The 15,702-nt window shown below is 65.5% G+C and carries 15 protein-coding genes, 1 tRNA gene and 1 rRNA gene; 9 read left to right on the top strand and 8 right to left on the bottom strand.

Features of this window, described 5'->3' with window-relative positions; all coding sequences use genetic code 11:
• The 3 genes from rrf to AC1DC5_RS13855 form a co-directional block, all read left to right on the top strand.
• Positions 1-84 (top strand): 5S ribosomal RNA (gene rrf / locus AC1DC5_RS13865); the annotation flags it as partial.
• A gap of 554 nt (positions 85-638) precedes the next feature.
• A complete protein-coding gene (locus AC1DC5_RS13860) occupies positions 639-1,139 on the top strand; it encodes an SRPBCC domain-containing protein (RefSeq protein ID WP_476865528.1) in 501 nt (166 codons plus the stop codon).
• A 150-nt stretch (positions 1,140-1,289) separates the two neighbouring features.
• Positions 1,290-2,657: an FAD-binding oxidoreductase gene (locus AC1DC5_RS13855; RefSeq protein ID WP_476865527.1), complete on the top strand. Its 1,368-nt coding sequence runs from the start codon at positions 1,290-1,292 to the stop codon at positions 2,655-2,657.
• A 27-nt stretch (positions 2,658-2,684) separates the two neighbouring features.
• Here AC1DC5_RS13855 and AC1DC5_RS13850 read toward each other — a convergent pair whose 3' ends face one another.
• The 4 genes from AC1DC5_RS13850 to AC1DC5_RS13835 form a co-directional block, all read right to left on the bottom strand.
• Positions 2,685-4,121: a DUF4032 domain-containing protein gene (locus tag AC1DC5_RS13850; protein ID WP_476865526.1), complete on the bottom strand. Its 1,437-nt coding sequence runs from the start codon at positions 4,119-4,121 to the stop codon at positions 2,685-2,687.
• Positions 4,122-4,307: 186 nt separating this feature from the next.
• On the bottom strand, positions 4,308-5,390 hold the full coding sequence (locus AC1DC5_RS13845) for an ABC transporter ATP-binding protein (protein WP_441405007.1): 1,083 nt from the start codon (positions 5,388-5,390) through the stop codon (positions 4,308-4,310).
• 257 nt (positions 5,391-5,647) lie between these two features.
• A complete protein-coding gene (otsB, locus tag AC1DC5_RS13840) occupies positions 5,648-6,460 on the bottom strand; it encodes a trehalose-phosphatase (protein ID WP_476865525.1) in 813 nt (270 codons plus the stop codon).
• The gene (locus AC1DC5_RS13835; protein ID WP_476865524.1) at positions 6,450-7,970 is read right to left on the bottom strand and encodes an alpha,alpha-trehalose-phosphate synthase (UDP-forming); all 1,521 of its coding nucleotides are present in this window, start codon (positions 7,968-7,970) and stop codon (positions 6,450-6,452) included. The genes otsB and AC1DC5_RS13835 overlap by 11 nt, the downstream gene beginning before the upstream one ends.
• A gap of 178 nt (positions 7,971-8,148) precedes the next feature.
• Here AC1DC5_RS13835 and AC1DC5_RS13830 point away from each other — a divergent pair, with 178 nt between their 5' ends.
• From AC1DC5_RS13830 to AC1DC5_RS13810, 5 genes are all read left to right on the top strand, one after another.
• Positions 8,149-9,039, top strand: coding sequence for a DsbA family protein (locus AC1DC5_RS13830; protein WP_476865523.1), 891 nt, complete (start codon positions 8,149-8,151; stop codon positions 9,037-9,039).
• Positions 9,040-9,206: 167 nt separating this feature from the next.
• Positions 9,207-9,280, top strand: a tRNA-Thr gene (locus tag AC1DC5_RS13825).
• 137 nt (positions 9,281-9,417) lie between these two features.
• Positions 9,418-9,927: a GyrI-like domain-containing protein gene (locus tag AC1DC5_RS13820; protein WP_476865522.1), complete on the top strand. Its 510-nt coding sequence runs from the start codon at positions 9,418-9,420 to the stop codon at positions 9,925-9,927.
• Between the two features lie 182 nt (positions 9,928-10,109).
• Positions 10,110-10,412 carry a DUF4193 domain-containing protein gene (locus AC1DC5_RS13815; RefSeq protein WP_056741192.1) on the top strand — a complete coding sequence of 101 codons (303 nt, stop codon included), beginning with the start codon at positions 10,110-10,112 and terminating at the stop codon, positions 10,410-10,412.
• Positions 10,413-10,647: 235 nt separating this feature from the next.
• A complete protein-coding gene (locus AC1DC5_RS13810; protein ID WP_476865521.1) occupies positions 10,648-11,193 on the top strand; it encodes an AMIN-like domain-containing (lipo)protein in 546 nt (181 codons plus the stop codon).
• Positions 11,194-11,221: 28 nt separating this feature from the next.
• On the opposite strand, the gene AC1DC5_RS13805 is transcribed toward AC1DC5_RS13810, so the two are convergent.
• Genes AC1DC5_RS13805 through AC1DC5_RS13790 form a run of 4 tightly spaced genes read right to left on the bottom strand, consistent with a single transcriptional unit; the run spans position 11,222 to position 14,446 of the window.
• A complete protein-coding gene (locus AC1DC5_RS13805) occupies positions 11,222-11,617 on the bottom strand; it encodes a flagellar assembly protein FliW (protein ID WP_476865520.1) in 396 nt (131 codons plus the stop codon).
• A gap of 8 nt (positions 11,618-11,625) precedes the next feature.
• The gene (gene flgL, locus AC1DC5_RS13800) at positions 11,626-12,516 is read right to left on the bottom strand and encodes a flagellar hook-associated protein FlgL (protein ID WP_476865519.1); all 891 of its coding nucleotides are present in this window, start codon (positions 12,514-12,516) and stop codon (positions 11,626-11,628) included.
• Positions 12,517-12,519: 3 nt separating this feature from the next.
• Positions 12,520-13,947 (bottom strand): flagellar hook-associated protein FlgK, encoded by a 1,428-nt coding sequence (flgK, locus tag AC1DC5_RS13795; RefSeq protein ID WP_476865518.1) that lies wholly within the window; start codon positions 13,945-13,947, stop codon positions 12,520-12,522.
• A gap of 10 nt (positions 13,948-13,957) precedes the next feature.
• Complete coding sequence (locus tag AC1DC5_RS13790; protein WP_476865517.1) at positions 13,958-14,446, bottom strand: flagellar protein FlgN; 489 nt, start codon at positions 14,444-14,446, stop codon at positions 13,958-13,960.
• A 278-nt stretch (positions 14,447-14,724) separates the two neighbouring features.
• Here AC1DC5_RS13790 and AC1DC5_RS13785 point away from each other — a divergent pair, with 278 nt between their 5' ends.
• Positions 14,725-15,558: a flagellin N-terminal helical domain-containing protein gene (locus AC1DC5_RS13785; RefSeq protein ID WP_476865516.1), complete on the top strand. Its 834-nt coding sequence runs from the start codon at positions 14,725-14,727 to the stop codon at positions 15,556-15,558.
• Positions 15,559-15,702: the final 144 nt, after the last annotated feature.

Below are 15,702 nucleotides of genomic sequence, written 5' to 3'. Positions count from 1 at the left end.
CCCATTCCGAACCCGGAAGCTAAGACCCACAGCGCCGATGGTACTGCACCCGGGAGGGTGTGGGAGAGTAGGTCACCGCCGGAACATCATTACACGGTCGAGAGCCCCAACCACAGGTTGGGGCTCTCCCGCATTTAACCCACAAACCAAACCACACCCCCGGGCGCATACGGTCCAACCCTCCCGCACGACCGGTACGCGCCGCACAGGCCCTCTCGCACATCCGGGGGCATAAAACCCGACCCTCCCGCACCTCCGGGGGCACATAGCCAAACCCTCCCGCACGTCCGGTACGCGCCGCCCCGACCCTCCCGCACACCGGGGGGCGTATAGCCGCACCCTCCCGCACCTCCTGCCGGAGCGTCCAGGGGTCCACACCATCGCCGGCAACCACAACGGCCCCACCCGCCTCCGAACCGCGCACGCCAGGCCAGCAGCCGGCCGGATGCCGCCGTCGTCGGCCACCGGGACAAGCGCGGCAGCGTCGCCCCGGATAGCAGCGGATCTGCGGCAGCGCCGGGGCGGATGCCGCCGGAGCTGCGGGAGCGACGCCGTTATTCCTGCCGGATCTGCAGGAGCGTTGGTACCTAACCTGCCGGACGTGAGGGAGCGCCGGGGCGCGGGTAGAGTTGGTGCCCATGGATAACCTCTTCAGCCACGCAGCCCCTGACGCCGACAAGACGCCGGAACCAGAAGCGGCAGACGGGCTGGACCCTGTCGTCTATAGCGTCACTGTGCCGGGCGCCGTCGCCCGCGCGTTCGTGGGTTTCACCGAGCACACCCACCTGTGGTGGCCGCTGGAGGAGCACGGTGTCTTCGGTGCCGGCTCCTATGTGGAGTTCGAGGAGAACTTGATCCTGGAGACTGCGGATGACGGCAGGACCTCCATCTGGGGGTCCATCGACGACTGGCAGCCGCCGCTCTCCTTCCACGCCAGTTGGCACCCCGGCTCGTCCGCTGCATGGTCCACGGAATTGCGCGTCGCGTTTCGGGCCGTCGAGGGCGGTACGGAGCTGCGCCTCGTCCACAGCGGGTGGGAGGGCGCCGAGGACCCTGCCGCAACGCGGGCGGATTACGCCGCCGGCTGGCCCGGAGTCCTGGACCGGTTTGTGCGTTTCATGGGTGGTACCAGCGACTGAGCGCGGCCGGATCGGCACTGAGCGCGCGGCAGGGGCATCAGCGATGCCGGACCCCCGATGCCTGGAGCCACGCCACAATCAACCCGTCACTCCGGCGCGCCCGGATCCACGCCTTAGACTGAAGGCCGGATTCGACGAACTGGAGACCGCATGAGCATCATCGACGAGCTCACCTCTGCCCTGGGCCCGGCGAAAATCGCGCTGGATGCCCCCACCCTGAGCGTCTACGCCGTGGACCAGGCGCCGGTGCTGGACTATCAGCTGCCGCAGGCCGTTGTCCATGCCGAATCGATCGACGACGTCCAGGCCACTGTCCGCGCCTGCGCCGCCCGCGGAGTGCCGCTGGTGGCCCGCGGCGCCGGCACCGGCGTGTCGGGCGGAGCGCACGCGAGCAAGGGCTGCGTCGTGCTGAGCCTGGAACGGATGAACCGCATCCTGGACCTCAACCCCGACGACGAGACGGCCGTCGTCGAACCTGGCGTCGTCAATGCTGACCTCAACGCCGCCGCGGCGCTCCACGGGCTGATGTACGCCCCGGACCCGGCCAGCTTCAAGCTCTCCACCATCGGCGGCAACGTCGCCACCAATGCCGGCGGCCTGCGCTGCGCCAAGTACGGGGTTACCCGGGACTCGGTGCTGGCGCTAGACGTCGTACTGGCGGACGGCTCGCTCATCCACACCGGCCACCAGACGTTTAAGGGCGTCGCCGGCTACGACCTCACGGGGCTGTTCGTGGGCTCCGAGGGGACGCTGGGAATCGTCGTCGGCATCACCGTCCGGCTCAAGTACCTCCCGCAGGACGTCCACACGATCGCCGCTTTCTACCCGGATTTCCGCAGCGCCGCGGCGGGCGTCCTCGCCGTAGGCAGGGCCCGCGTGCAGCCGGCCATCATGGAACTGCTCGACAGCGGCACCCTTGCGCAGCTCGATGAGATCCACGGCTCGGACCTCGCAACCCGCGGCCAGTCGCTGCTGCTGATCCAGACCGACGGCTTCGGCGCGTCGGCGGAGGCGGCGGCCATCCGGCCGGTCCTCGTGGCGGGCGGTGCCGTGGTGACGATGGAGGCCAGCGCGGAAGCGGAGCGGCTCGTGGACCTGCGGCGCAACAGCCGGGGCGTGGAAGTCGACGACGAATACCGGGTTGGCGAGGACGTCGCCGTCCCGCGCTCCCGGCTGGTGGACTACGTCGCCGAACTGGAGGCCATGGCCGCGGAATACGGGGTCAGGCTCAAAGTGGTGGCGCACGCCGGCGACGGGAATCTGCACCCGACGTTCTGGGTGGACCGGGTGGACGCCGCCGTGGACGCCGGTGCCATGGAGCGCCTCGGCGCTGCCCTGGACAAGTCCATCACGGTGGCTCTGGCGATGGGCGGTACCATCACCGGGGAACACGGGATCGGCCAGTTCAAGCTGCGCTGGCTGGGGCTGGAACAGAAGAAACCCGTGCGTGAACTGCAGCACCGGATCAAGGAACTCTTCGACCCCGCCGGCATCCTGAACCCCGGCAAAGCGATTTAGCCCGGCTGTGCTGTTACCGGCGTGCCCCTAGTCGTCAGAGTCGGGGTATTCGTCGATTGACTCGTCGCCGCCGTAGCGAGATTCCTCGGTTTCGACCTCCAGGATCTTGAGCAGTCCTGTGTCCGGGTTGAGCATAATGGCAGCCTCGTCCCGGCGGTGGCGCAGCTCGGAGTCAATGTAGGACTGCACGGCTTCGGCCAACGGGATGTGCCGGTTCTCCTTCTCGGACATGTACCAGCGGTGCTCCAGGATCTCGTGCACCGCTTCCGCCGGTTCCAGCTTCCCGGACAGGTCGCGGGGGATGGAGCGGACGATCGGTTCGAAGATCTGGCTGACCCACAGGTGGGCGCTGTATTCCTCGTCCATCCCGGGGTTGTTGTCCGCCCGGAAGGAATCCATGTCGTTCAGGAGCCGGCGGGCCTGGTTTTCCTGCGCATCCAGGCCGGTCAGGCGCAGCAGCCGGCGCTGGTGGTGGCCTGCGTCGACCACCTTGGGCTGGAGCTGGATAGTGGAACCGTTCTGCGTCGTCTTGATCGCGTATTCCTCGACGTCGAACCCCAGCTCGTTGAGCTTCCGGATGCGGGCGGCCACGCGCCAGCGTTCGCCGATCTCGAACGATTCCTTCTCCGTCAGCTCGGTCCAGAGGCGGCGGTAGCTGTCCATGATGAGCTCGCTCGTGGCCACGGGGTCCACTTTTTCCTCGATGAGGCCGCCGTCGAGCAGGTCCATGAGCTCCCCGGCGATGTTGACGCGGGCGATTTCCAGATCGTATTCGCGCTGGCCGGTGGAGAGGTCCGGATACAGCTCGCCGGTCTCCGCGTCCACGAGGTAGGCGGCAAACGCGCCGGCGTCGCGGCGGAACAGCGTATTGGACAGCGAGACGTCGCCCCAGTAGAAGCCGATCAGGTGCAGGCGGACCAGCAGCAGGGCCTGGGCGTCGATCAGGCGCGTCAGGGTGTCCTTGCGCAGCATCTGTGAGAAGAGCGCACGGTACGGCATGGAGAACTTCAGGTGCCGGGTGACCAGCACGGGGTTCAGCGGACGGCCTTCCGGGGTGGTGCGGCCCGTGATGACGGCGACAGGTTCCACGCAGGGGACGTCCAGCCGGGCGAGTTTGCGGAGCATGTGGTACTCGTGGCGGGCCACGTGTTCCGAGGTTTCCTTGATGGCGATGACCGAGCCGCCAAGATGGGCGAAGCGCACGATGTGGCGGGAGATGCCGCGGGGGAGGGCGGCGAGGTATTCCGCCGGCCAGTCTTCCAGTGCGATGTGCCACGGCAGGTCCAGGAGTTCCGGCTCGGTGGCGGCGGCCGTGATGCTCAGCGAGCTCGAGGACACGGATCCCTTGCTGTCATTGGCGCTGGCGGCTTCGAACCGGGGCAGCTTGCCGATCTGGCCGTAGTCGGTGGGCTCGTCGTGCCACTGGGCACTGTTTTCCTCGGTGCTGGGGCTTTGCTCGGTCATAAACCAATTCTTCCGTACTAAGGGCGCCGGCCCTAACGAATGGGTGCTGCAACGTCAGTTAAAGCCCGACGGCGGCCCTCCAGTGAGGAGGACCGCCGTCGGACGCGCGATACAGGTGCCGTGGGTGGGCCCACGCTGGCTGGGTTCCCTGGCCGACGCGGAGCGAGGCTAGGGAGCCGGTGGGGACTAGTCGCCCAGGCGCAGACCCGTCTTGGTGTCGAACAGGTGTACGTGGCCTGACTGCGGGCGGACCCAGACGGTCTCGCCCTTCATCGGGGGACGGCGGCCGTCGACGCGGGCCACGATGTCGTGGTCCTTGCCGTCCAGCGTGGTGTGACCGTAAACGTAGGCGTCCGCGCCGAGTTCCTCGACGACGTCGACCTCAACCTGCAGGCCTTCGCCCTCCGGTGCGGTCTCCAGGTCCTCAGGGCGGGAACCGACGGTGACAGTCTGGCCGTGGGCTTCCTCGAGGACGTCGCGCGGTACCGGGTACACGGTGCCGCCGAACTGGACGCCGCCATCGACGACGGGGAGTTCCAGCAGGTTCATCGCGGGGGAGCCGATGAAGCCGGCGACGAAGACGTTCTTCGGCTTGTCGTACAGATTGCGCGGGGTGTCGACCTGCATCAGCAGGCCGTCCTTCAGCACGGCGACGCGGTCACCCATGGTCATGGCCTCGACCTGGTCGTGGGTCACGTAGACCGTGGTGACGCCCAGGCGGCGGGTCAGGGACGCGATCTGCGTGCGGGTCTGCACGCGGAGCTTGGCGTCAAGGTTCGACAGCGGCTCATCCATGAGGAAGACCTGAGGGTTACGCACGATGGCGCGGCCCATGGCCACACGCTGGCGCTGGCCGCCGGAGAGTGCCTTCGGCTTGCGGTCCAGGTACGGCTCGAGGTCCAGCAGCTTGGCGGCTTCACGGACGCGCTCGGCGCGCTCTTCCTTGCTGACGCCGGCGATCTTCAGGGCGAAGCCCATGTTGTCCGCAACCGTCATGTGCGGGTACAGGGCGTAGTTCTGGAAAACCATGGCAATGTCGCGGTCCTTGGGGGGAACGTCGGTGACATCGCGGTCGCCAATCAGGATTCGGCCGGCGTTGACGTCCTCAAGACCTGCAAGCATGCGCAGGGAGGTCGACTTGCCACAGCCGGAGGGTCCAACGAGGACCAGGAATTCGCCGTCGGCGATTTCAATGTTGAGCTTGTCAACAGCGGGCTTATCCGTGCCCGGGTACAGACGTGTTGCGTTATCAAAAGTAACTGTAGCCACAGTTATCAATCCCTTCACCGGCAGGTACGTGCCGGACGATCCGTAGTGAATGGTCTTATTCTTCAGTTGTTAATTCAGTTGTCAGCACCTAATCGTGCGCATACTCCCCGGCCGAAGCCGAGGAGTATCCAATGACGCCGCACGGTACTTGTGCGCCACATCACAACCAGAGTATGTCAGATGTATGGCAAAAGGGTCAAAGTGTTACAGATGTCACATGTGATTCGGCCGACTTCCGGGCCGGCATGAGCTAGGGGTCACACGCCGAGAGCGCGCTTCCGTTCCCGCAGCAGGGCCTCCAGCAGTTCGGAAACGTGTACCGGAGCCTCGACCCGGAACTGGGCCTGGGTGAAGTCCAGGCCCACTTTCACGCCGATATCCCCGGGGAGCAGGCGGGCCAGGGCGTCCTCGTCGGTGGTGTCATCGCCGGCGAAGATGGTGGCGGTCGCGTCGGTCGCCTGGCGCAGGAAGGCTATGCCTTCCCCCTTCGAGGCATGGATCACCGAGGTTTCCAGCACCCGGTTGCCGCTCTTCAGGAACACGCCGGGCCGGTCCTGCAGGACGGCCCGGGCCGCGGCGACGGCGTCCTCGGCGACATCGTCCGTGGCCAGCCGGGTGTGCAGTACGACGCCGGCCGGCTTGTCTTCCAGCAGGGTACCCGGCGCCACTTCCACGATGCCCTCCAGCTCGCGCCGGACGTCCGCGAGCAGTTCACGCCGGTCATCATCGAGTTCCAGCTTCGAAGACCCGGGTCCCATCCAGACCTCCGCACCGTGGCTGCCGATCAGCAGGGTCTTCTCCGGGGGGAAAGCGACCGCCCGCAGGCTGTCCAGTGCCCGCCCGGAGATGAGCGCCGTCGTCGTCCGCGGAAGTTCGGTCAGCGCGGCGAAGGCCGCGGCCGAGCGGGGGAGGGAGCGAGCATCCCCGGCATGGTCCACGAGCGGGGCCATGGTGCCGTCAAAGTCCATCGCGACCAGCAGGTGCTCCGTCGAGGCGATGGCGCGCAGGGCCGCCAGCAGGTCCGGGGAGAGCGAAAGGGGGGTCTGCTCCGGGGATAGCTCAGGAGTCATCGCGGATCACCTTCTCTTTGAGCGCGTTCAGGAAGTCGGCGGACCAGAGATCAACATCGTGGTCCAGGATCTGTTTGCGCATTGAACGCATCCGCCGCGCGGCTTCCGCGGGCTGCATGTTGACGGCCTTCATGATGGTGTCCTTGAGGCCGTCGATGTCGTGCGGGTTCATGAGCAGGGCCTGCTTGAGCTGGTCCGCGGCGCCCGCGAACTCGCTCAGCACCAGCGCGCCGTCATTGTTGGTCCGGGCGGTGACGTATTCCTTGGCCACCAGGTTCATCCCGTCCCGCAAGGCGGTGACGAGCATGACGTCGGCCGCCAGGTACAGCGCCACCATCTCCTCGACGGGGTAGCTGTGGTGCAGGTAGCGGACCGCAGTGTTCTGCATCGTGTCGTAGGTGCCGTTGATGTGGCCGACGGTGCCTTCGACTTCCTCGCGGAGCAGGCGGTACTGCTCGACGCGCTCGCGGCTGGGGCTGGCCACCTGGATCAGGGTGGCGTCCTCCACGGTGACCTCGCCGTCTGCCAGGAGCTCCTCGTAGGCCTTGAGCCGGTGCCGGATCCCCTTGGTGTAATCCAGCCGGTCGACGCCCAGCAGGATGGTCTTCGGGTTGCCAAGGTCCCGGCGGATCTGCTCGGCGCGCTCAATGATTTCCGGATTGCGGGCCAATTCGCTGATCGCTTTGACATCGATGGAGATCGGGAAGGCCTGGGCGCGGGCAATATGGGTGGTCTCGCCGTCGTTGCCCTTGACGTGGACCTGCTGCTGCTTGACGCTGGCGCCGAGGAACCGGCGGGCGGAGCGCATGAAGTTGCCGGCGTCGCTGCTGCGCTGGAATCCGACCAGGTCGGCGCCGAGCAGGCCGTCGATGATGGCGCGGCGCCAAGGCAGTTGGGCGAAGATCTCCGGCGGCGGGAAGGGAATGTGGTTGAAGAAGCCGATCTTGAGGTCCGGGCGGGCTTCGCGGAGCATCTTGGGGACAAGCTGGAGCTGGTAGTCCTGCACCCAGACCGTGGCGCCCGGGCCGGCGTGGTGGATGACGGCGTCCGCGAACCGGCGGTTGACCTTGCGGTAGGAGTCCCACCAGGTCCGGTGGAACTCCGGCGGAGCAATCACGTCGTGGTAGAGCGGCCAGAGCGTGGCGTTGGAGAAACCCTCATAGAAGAGTTCAATGTCCTGCGTGCTCAGCTGGACCGGAACGAGGTCGATGCCGCCATGGCTGAAGGGCTCGAGCTGCTCGTCCGGTGCGCCGTGCCAGCCGACCCACGCGCCGTCGGTCTTGGTCATCATGGGGGCGAGGGCCGTGACCAGGCCGCCGGGGGAGCGGCGCCAGCCATCCTCACAGCCGGGCTCGTCCGGGGAGCACCGGTCGACAGGCAGGCGGTTGGAAACCACCATGAAGTCATACTGCGCGTCCGGATCGGTGTCGCTGGTGCCGTGCACGGCAGCGTCTTGCACGGACGCGTCTTCGGATTTTGGATCCGATTCGGCGTGTTTCGTGGCCTGCATTGGTGCCCCCTGGGGATCGCTCGTGGCTCCTATCCACCCTAGCCGGGCGGAATCTTCTGTGCTATTCGTCCGTTGGGACGCGTAGGGGAAGGTTGAAAGCGCAAGTTCCCAGTTTTCTCCCCTAAAATGATGAATTGCCACCCCGTGGACACCACAGGCCGATCGACCCGAGGAACTAATGAGCCCCGCAAACGAACCCCGTCAGTCCAAGTCAGAGCGCACTGCCGCGGCCCGCGAGAAAGCCCGTGAGATCCGCGAGGCGCAGCTGAAGAAGGACAAGCGCAACAAGCTGCTCATCGGCTGGGGCATCGTCGCCGCCGTCGTCGCCATCATTGTTGTGGTGGCGCTGGTTGTTACCACAAACCTCCAGAACAACGCGCCGGTCGCGGATGAGGGGCCCACCCCTGCCAACGGCAACGTTTACGGCGGCGTGACCCTGCTGGCGAACACCGAGGTGGCGAAGACCGAGCCCGCCACCGTCCGGGTCGCCGACATTCCCGCTCCGGCCGCAACCCCGCCGGCAGTGGTGACGGCGCCCGGTGCCGAGGCCGAAGCCGGCAAGCCGGTCAAGGTGGTCCTCTACATCGACTTCATCTGCCCGGTGTGCAAGAACTTCGAGGCCCAGTACAACGAGACCCTCACGAGCCTTCGCAACGAAGGAAAGATCACCGTCGAGTACCGTCCGCTCGGCTTCCTGGACACCCGCTCCACCACCAACTACTCCTCCCGAGCGGCCAACGCGGCGGCCTGCGTCGTGAATGAGTCGCCGGAGAAGTATGCGGACTTCGTCAATGTGCTCTTTGAGAAGCAGCCAAAAGAGGGCGGCGCCGGCATCTCGGACGCGGATCTGAAGAAGATGGCCACCGACATCGGGGCCAAGAGCATCGACACGTGCGTGGAACAGAAGACCTTCCGCCCGTGGGTAAAGTACACCACCCAGCAGGCTGCCTCCATCGGTGTCACCGGAACACCGACCGTCTTCGTTGATGGCCAGCAGTGGGGCAAGGGCGAGAGCGCCCAGACCCCGTTCGATCAGTTCCTGAAGGCCGCCATCGACGCGAAGCAGTAAACGGCCCAGCTCATAGCCAGGCCCGTGATAACAAAAACGGGCCCGGCTCCGGATTCTTCCGGGGCCGGGCCTGTTTTTATGACCGGGCATCCGTGGGCTAACCTTATCTAGCGCCATGGCGCCAGGTCCTTCGTTTGCGGCCCGGTGCCGGCCCGTGCGCAGGAAATGCCTCCTTAGCTCAGTTGGCCAGAGCACCGCTCTTGTAAAGCGGGGGTCGTCGGTTCGAATCCGACAGGGGGCCCGAGAAGAACCGCGTCGCTACCGGGATGTTGCCCGGTGGCGGCGCGGTTTTCGTTTGGCCCTCACGTAGCCCGTTGCGCTGCTCCAGCGGGACGTTAGGCCCTAGACCGTATTAAGGGTGAAGCGGAGTCTGGGCACATGAGCGAAACCAATCCGGGCAAGACGCCGGACATCAAGTCCACCGAACTCGATGAACAGCCGACGGCGGTGCTGCGCGAGACCGTTCCGATGAACGCCCTGAAGGAGTTCTTTGGGCGCGCCTACCAGGCCGTGATGACCGCGGCGGAACAGCAGCAGGTCCAACTGGCGGGCCCGCCGTTCGCCCTTTACCACGGGAAGCCGACCGACGTCGTGGACGTGGAGGCTGGCTTTCCGGTGGCCGCACCCCTGCCGTGGCCGGGCAGCCAAGGCGGAGTGACCGCGGGGTCCCTTCCCGCCGGCCGCGCAATGGAGGCGATGCACGTGGGTTCATACGAGAAGCTACCTGAGACCTACAGCGCCATCACGGGAAAAATGCAGGCCGAGGGGGTGACCCCCGGGAAGGTGATGTGGGAGTACTACCTCAGCGATCCGGCCGCCGAACCTGACCCGGCGACCTGGAAGACACTCGTCGTCTGGCCGGTGGCCGGAGGGGTGTCCCGCCGCTGACCTGCCCCGGAACACGTCCATGGAGCCGCCGGCTGTGGCCCGTTGGGCACGTCCCGGATACACGCGCTCGACGTAAACTGTCGGGTTCACCACACTATTCTTCATCTGCGTGCATAATGTCCTAAACTGCTTCACTGAGGTGCCTGAAATGGCGCTGCGCAGCAACGAAAGTGAACCCCCAAATGGCTACCGATTACGACGCACCACGCAAGACAGAAGAAGAGTCTCCCGCTGAGTCGCTGGAGGCCCTTCAGGCGTCCCGCGGCGGCGGCGCGCAGACTGCTGTCATCGACGTCGACGAGAACGACACAGCTGAAGGCATCGATCTTCCCGGTGCCGATCTTTCCGGCGAGGAACTGACCGTCATTGTTGTTCCCGAGCAGTCCGACGAATTTACCTGCTCCTCCTGCTTCCTGGTCCGGCACCGGTCCCAGGTGGCCAAAGAAAAGAACGGCCTGAAGTACTGCCGCGACTGCGAAGGCTAGGGGATCTTCCACCGCGCACCACCACCAAGGCAAAGCGAAGCGCCGGAACCCGCAAGGGGACCGGCGCTTCGCCGTTTCCACGAGTTTCCATGAACACGCACGACGGCGGCGCAACCGTCCCGTGACCCGGTGCGGCGCTGCCTAACGGTTGGACGCCTATCCGTCTGGGGCCCTCGATTCAGCTAGGAATCGCTCCTATTCTGGAGCTATCTCATCTCGCGAGGGGGCGGCCCAAATGAAGAAGTTCCGGGTGTGGCTGATAGCGATCCTGGTGGCTGTTGGTTCGGGGCTCGTGGCGCCCGGGCCCGCATCAGCGGCTCCCTACTGCGGGCTGGTGTGGGGATCCCTGGTCAAAGCGGACCCCGCCATGAGCCAGGCCAAACTGACCAGCGTGCGCACCGGCCGGCACTACTGCTTCGACCGCCTGGTCATTGAACTCAACGGGCCCGTCGGCGGCTACACCGTCCGCTACGTGCCGCAAGTTACGCAGGACGGTTCCGGAGCGCCGGTCCCGCTGCGGGGGCAGGCGTTCATCCAGGTTGTGGCCAATGCCCCGGCCTATGACGACAACGGCAATGCCACCTACAACCCGGCAAACCCGAATGAACTGGCCGACGTCAACGGCTACCAGACGTTCCGGCAGGTGGCCTGGGCGGGGAGCTTCGAAGGGCTTTCAACCCTTGGGCTCGGGGTAAGGGCCCGGTTGCCGTTCCGCGTATTTAGCCTGGCCGGGCCGGACACGGGCTCTCGGCTGGTGATCGACGTCGCGCACTTCTGGTGAGACGTGGTTCCGGGCAGGATGATCCCCGTTAAAGCGAGTTGAGGTCCGCCCGGAGGGGGTACTCGCGGCCGTCCAGGACCAGCTGGGCGCAGCGGCGCGTCATAGGGTTCAGCACGATCGGCGCCATCAGGTTCACCGTGGTGGCTTTGGGGGAGTGGTTGAGCACCACGAGGACCTGGAGGTCCTGGTCGTGCTCCAGTTCCAGGGCCTGCAATGTGACCGCAGGGACCGGCGGGGCGTAGCCCGGAACGAACACGGCGGCATCGGCGAGGAAGAGCCGCACCGGGCTGGGCGAACCTGCTTCCAACGCGTAGAGGCCAGTGGCGCCTTCGACGCTGCGCAGGGTGAAGTCCTGGACGTTCTCGAGGCCCGGCATGGGCGCGGTGAAAGTCACCGGGGTGTTGGTGACGGGCGCATCAGCCACGGGCGTGTTCATCGCAGGAAGTCCATCAGCGTGGGCTGCAGAACCCGCGCCGTGGCGGCGAGAGCCACTTGATAGTTCGTTTCCTGGAGCTTCAGGTCCATGATGACGCTGCCGAGATCTGCCTTCTCAATGCCGGTCCGCTGGGCATCCAAGGTGGCCTCCAATTCTGTGTTGACGATGCCGGCGCGCTCCAGCTGCGCCTGGCGTGTTCCTACTTCAGCACGTCCGTCGACGATGCTATTAAATCTAAGCTCCACGTTGCCGAGTTGCGTCGATGTGGGGGCCGTTCCGGCTTTCAACGCGACAGAGATCGAGTTGATGGCGTCGAAGACGGAGCTTGCGCCGCTGCCAAAGATCTTTTCGCCGTCGGCGTCGACACGAACAGTCTGGGTGGCACTGAAGCGACGTTCCACGGGGCTGGCTCCTGCGCCGGTGAAGCTTGGCGGCATGGCACCGCTGAAAGCCTCTGACTCATCAGAGTTCCCGGCGAAGATGTTCCGGCCCAAGTGCTTGGTGTTGGCGATCGAGACAAGGTCCTTGTTCAGGGCCTCCAGCTCGATGGCGATGGCGTTTTTGCCGGACTGGTTCAGCGAGCCGTTACCTGCCAGCACGGTGAGGTCCTTGACGCGGTGCATGATATTAGTGGCTTGCTCGAGTGCGGAATCCGCCGCCGTCAGCCAGGTGTTGCCGTCGTCGATGTTGCGGCCGTACTGGGCGTTGGCGGCGAGAAGGGAGCGGGTCTCCAGCGCCTTGGCAGTAGCGGCGGGATCGTCCGAGGGGCGGGAGATCTTGTTGAGTGTGGTGGCCTTGTCCTGCAGGTCTGACAGCCGGGACTGCTGCGTCTGGAGGGTCCGCAGCGCGTTTGCGCTCATGGTCAGGTTTGTTACACGGTTCAGCATGGTCTACCTTCCTACCAATCCGGTGCGGTTGATCAGGACGTCAAGGGCTTCGTCGACGGCGGTCATCACGCGTGCCGCGGCCTGATAAGCGTGCTGGTTGGTGAGCAGGCTGACGTTTTCTTCGTCTAGGCTGACGGAAGTCTGGGAGGCCCGGCCGGTCAGGGCGGAGGCCTGGGCTGCGTTCGTGAGTGACTCGTGCTGCTGGGCACCACGGGACTGCACGCCGATCCCAGTGACGATGCCCGACCAGATCTTGTCCGGGGAATCCGCTCCGGTGCCGAGCTGCGAGATCTGGTCCGCAATGCCGGTGTCCAGGGCGCCCTCGTTGGGGCGCTTGAGTGCAATGCCGGCGATGTTAGCGGGTCCCTTGATGCCAAGCGCCTCGCTTCCGGCCGGACCCACCGTGAAGAAGTCATGACCCCCCGGGTTGCCCGAAGTATCGTCGGCCAGCTGGCCCTGGCGGTGGACTTCATTGACGATTCTGGCCAGGTCGCTGGCGAAGCTGTTGTAGGACGCCGCCGCCTGGGCAATCGCACCGCCCTTGTCGGCCGGCGCCAGTACCGAGAGGGCGCCGGCGAGTTCGCCGCCGTCGAGGGCTGCTGTGCTACCGGGAGCGGGCGTGGTCCACTCGACGCGAGGGGCATTGCCGCTGGCATCGGCCAGCCTCGTTGCGCCCGCCAGCTGCAAGGTCCGTACGGAGCCGCCCGTGACGAGGGCGTTGCCGCCGACGAGGACGTCCACGGTGCCGTCCGGCTGTTCGCGGACGGTGCCGCCGGCGAGGCCTGCGATTTTGTCGGTCAGTTTGGCCCGGGCGTCGATCAGCTCGTTGGCCGATCCGCCGGCGGCGAGCGTGGAGCGGATGGTGGTGTTGTAGGAAGCAACCTGGGCGGCTGCCGCGTTGACGGCGGTCACCGCGTCCTGTGCCTGACCGAGGACACTGCTCCATTGCGAGTCGAGGGCCTTGTAGGCGGAGGAGATCTTGTCCGTCACAGAATTGGCGGCGTTCAGCAGCAAGCCCTTGGGCCCGGACTTGTCCGGCTGGGTTGCGGCGCCCTGCCATGCTGACCAGAAGCCCTGCAACGCGGTGGAGATGCTGTTGTCGCCGGGTTCCTGAAGGACTCCCTCGATGCCCTGAAGCGCTCCGGAACGGACGCTGGCGTAGCCGGCCTGGGCGCCTGCGGAGCGGACACCGGCGTCGAGGAAGCTGCTGCCCAGCCGGGCGATGGCGTTCACGGACACCCCCTGCCCGGCCTGCAACGCTCCGCCGCTGAAGAGTCCACGGGCGGGTGCTGCCACAGAAGACTGATCGACGCGCTGCCGGGTGTACCCCTCGGTGGCGGCGTTGGCAATGTTCTGTCCGGCCACGTTCATGCCCTGCTGGGCTGCGGTCAGCCCGCGGTAGGCGGTGTTCAGGGCGCCAAAGGTACTCATGGTCGCTTCCTTAGAATTGCTTGTCGAAGATGCGGGAGCCGGCGGTGTCCCCGGTCTTGCCGTGCGCGTCGTAGGTGCCCGCGGCGGCAGCCGGGCGCAGATCGGCCAGTGACTCCTGGGTGGAGCGGACGGCAGTGCGCAGGTACTGCTCGTTGGAGTCGCGCAGTTCCTTGATCAGGGCGGTCTGGCGGGTCAGTGCGGTGAGGTGGGCAGTGAGGATCTCGGCCCAGGCACCTTCCGGGGCGGCAGCGGCGAGGTCAGCCAGGGAAGCGTCCGTGGGGAGTCCCCAGACCTCGGCGACGACGGCGGCCTCGATAGTGCGCGCCAGGCTCGCTTGGGCCAGGTGCCCGAGGACCTGTTCCACTTCCCGGGTGCCGTGGGGCAGCCAGCGGGACTTGCCCGAGGTAAGCAGCAGTTGCTCTTCTTCCAGCTTGAAAGTAAGAACGTCCAGGAGTTCACGCTCCCGCCACAGCAGGGCTGAAAGTTCGTGGATGGCCATGTTCCGGACGGCTCCCTCAAAGGTGACTAATACGGTGGTGCCGGGCATGCAGTACATAAGGAGTCAGCTGCAGCCTTCAGCAGGGTTCGTAGAAACTATCGGCAGGGGAGAGGGATGCGTTAGCGGGAATAAGGCTGATTACAGGCGGAATAGCGGGGAAAGCCGTCAGAAAAAGATTTTCGCAATTTTCCTTACGTGTGTATTCGAAAGGGCGATAGCTACTGCTGAAGGCCCACGGATGGGCCATCGCTTACAGTCCCACTCACGGAGGAAACATCATGGGCTTCCAGATCAACAACAACCTCGCGGCGAACAACTCTTACCGCAACCTCAACAACACCCAGAACGACCTCTCCAAGTCCCTGGAGAAGCTGTCCACCGGCCTGCGCATCAACCGCGCCGGCGATGACGCAGCAGGCCTGTCCATCTCCGAGGGCCTGAAAGCTCAGGTCACCGGTTCGGCCCAGGCCGCCCGCAATGCCCAGGACGGCATCAGTGTTATCCAGACTGCCGAAGGCGCCCTGACCGAGGTTCACTCCATTCTGCAGCGCGTTCGCGACCTTGCTGTCCAGGCCGGTAACGACTCGAACAACTCTGACGCCCGTGATGCGATCAAGGACGAAGTCAACGCACTTGGCGGCGAGCTCAAGCGCATCGGTGACTCCACCAACTTCAACGGCRCGAAGCTGCTGAATGGCTCGGCGACGGCAGTTACCTTCCAGGTCGGTGCGGGTGACCAGGCTACAGAGGACCAGWTCGTTCTGGATCTCTCAGGTGCCGACGTGTCGGCTCTCGGTACCACCATCTCAGCACTCACGTTTGACACTTCAGCCAATGCGCTTCTGTCCATCACTGCAGCCGACACCGCAATCAAGGACATCTCGGCCGAGCGTTCAAACCTGGGTGCAACTCAGAACCGTCTGGAGCACACGATCAAGTYGCTGAACGTTGCCGGTGAGAACCTGCAGGCCGCTCAGTCCCGCATTGCCGACGTCGACATGGCTCAGGAAATGGTTAAGTTCACCAAGGCCAACATCCTGTCCCAGGCCGGCACGGCAATGCTGGCCCAGGCAAACCAGTCCAGCCAGGGTGTTCTTTCGCTCCTGCGCTAAACCGGTTCCGGCCGTTCGGTAGTCCAGCAGTAGGGCTCCCACTCTGATCGGACGAAGACTTAATCCCGATCAAGTTCCAGCGGAAGGGCCGGACGATGCGAGCAATCCATCGTCCGGCCCTTACGCGCAACGTCTGAAGTTCCG

The organism is Arthrobacter sp. 10L424 (genome assembly GCF_056395325.1).
This window is presented reverse-complemented; position numbering and strand designations above follow the sequence as displayed.

Coding starts and splice junctions, on each gene's coding strand:
- AC1DC5_RS13860 (WP_476865528.1), top strand. CDS start 639: ATGGATAACCTCTTCAGCCACGCAGCCCCTGACGCCGACAAGACGCCG.
- AC1DC5_RS13855 (WP_476865527.1), top strand. CDS start 1,290: ATGAGCATCATCGACGAGCTCACCTCTGCCCTGGGCCCGGCGAAAATC.
- AC1DC5_RS13850 (WP_476865526.1), bottom strand. CDS start 4,121: ATGACCGAGCAAAGCCCCAGCACCGAGGAAAACAGTGCCCAGTGGCAC.
- otsB (WP_476865525.1), bottom strand. CDS start 6,460: ATGACTCCTGAGCTATCCCCGGAGCAGACCCCCCTTTCGCTCTCCCCG.
- AC1DC5_RS13835 (WP_476865524.1), bottom strand. CDS start 7,970: ATGCAGGCCACGAAACACGCCGAATCGGATCCAAAATCCGAAGACGCG.
- AC1DC5_RS13830 (WP_476865523.1), top strand. CDS start 8,149: ATGAGCCCCGCAAACGAACCCCGTCAGTCCAAGTCAGAGCGCACTGCC.
- AC1DC5_RS13820 (WP_476865522.1), top strand. CDS start 9,418: ATGAGCGAAACCAATCCGGGCAAGACGCCGGACATCAAGTCCACCGAA.
- AC1DC5_RS13815 (WP_056741192.1), top strand. CDS start 10,110: ATGGCTACCGATTACGACGCACCACGCAAGACAGAAGAAGAGTCTCCC.
- AC1DC5_RS13810 (WP_476865521.1), top strand. CDS start 10,648: ATGAAGAAGTTCCGGGTGTGGCTGATAGCGATCCTGGTGGCTGTTGGT.
- flgL (WP_476865519.1), bottom strand. CDS start 12,516: ATGCTGAACCGTGTAACAAACCTGACCATGAGCGCAAACGCGCTGCGG.
- flgK (WP_476865518.1), bottom strand. CDS start 13,947: ATGAGTACCTTTGGCGCCCTGAACACCGCCTACCGCGGGCTGACCGCA.
- AC1DC5_RS13790 (WP_476865517.1), bottom strand. CDS start 14,446: ATGGCCATCCACGAACTTTCAGCCCTGCTGTGGCGGGAGCGTGAACTC.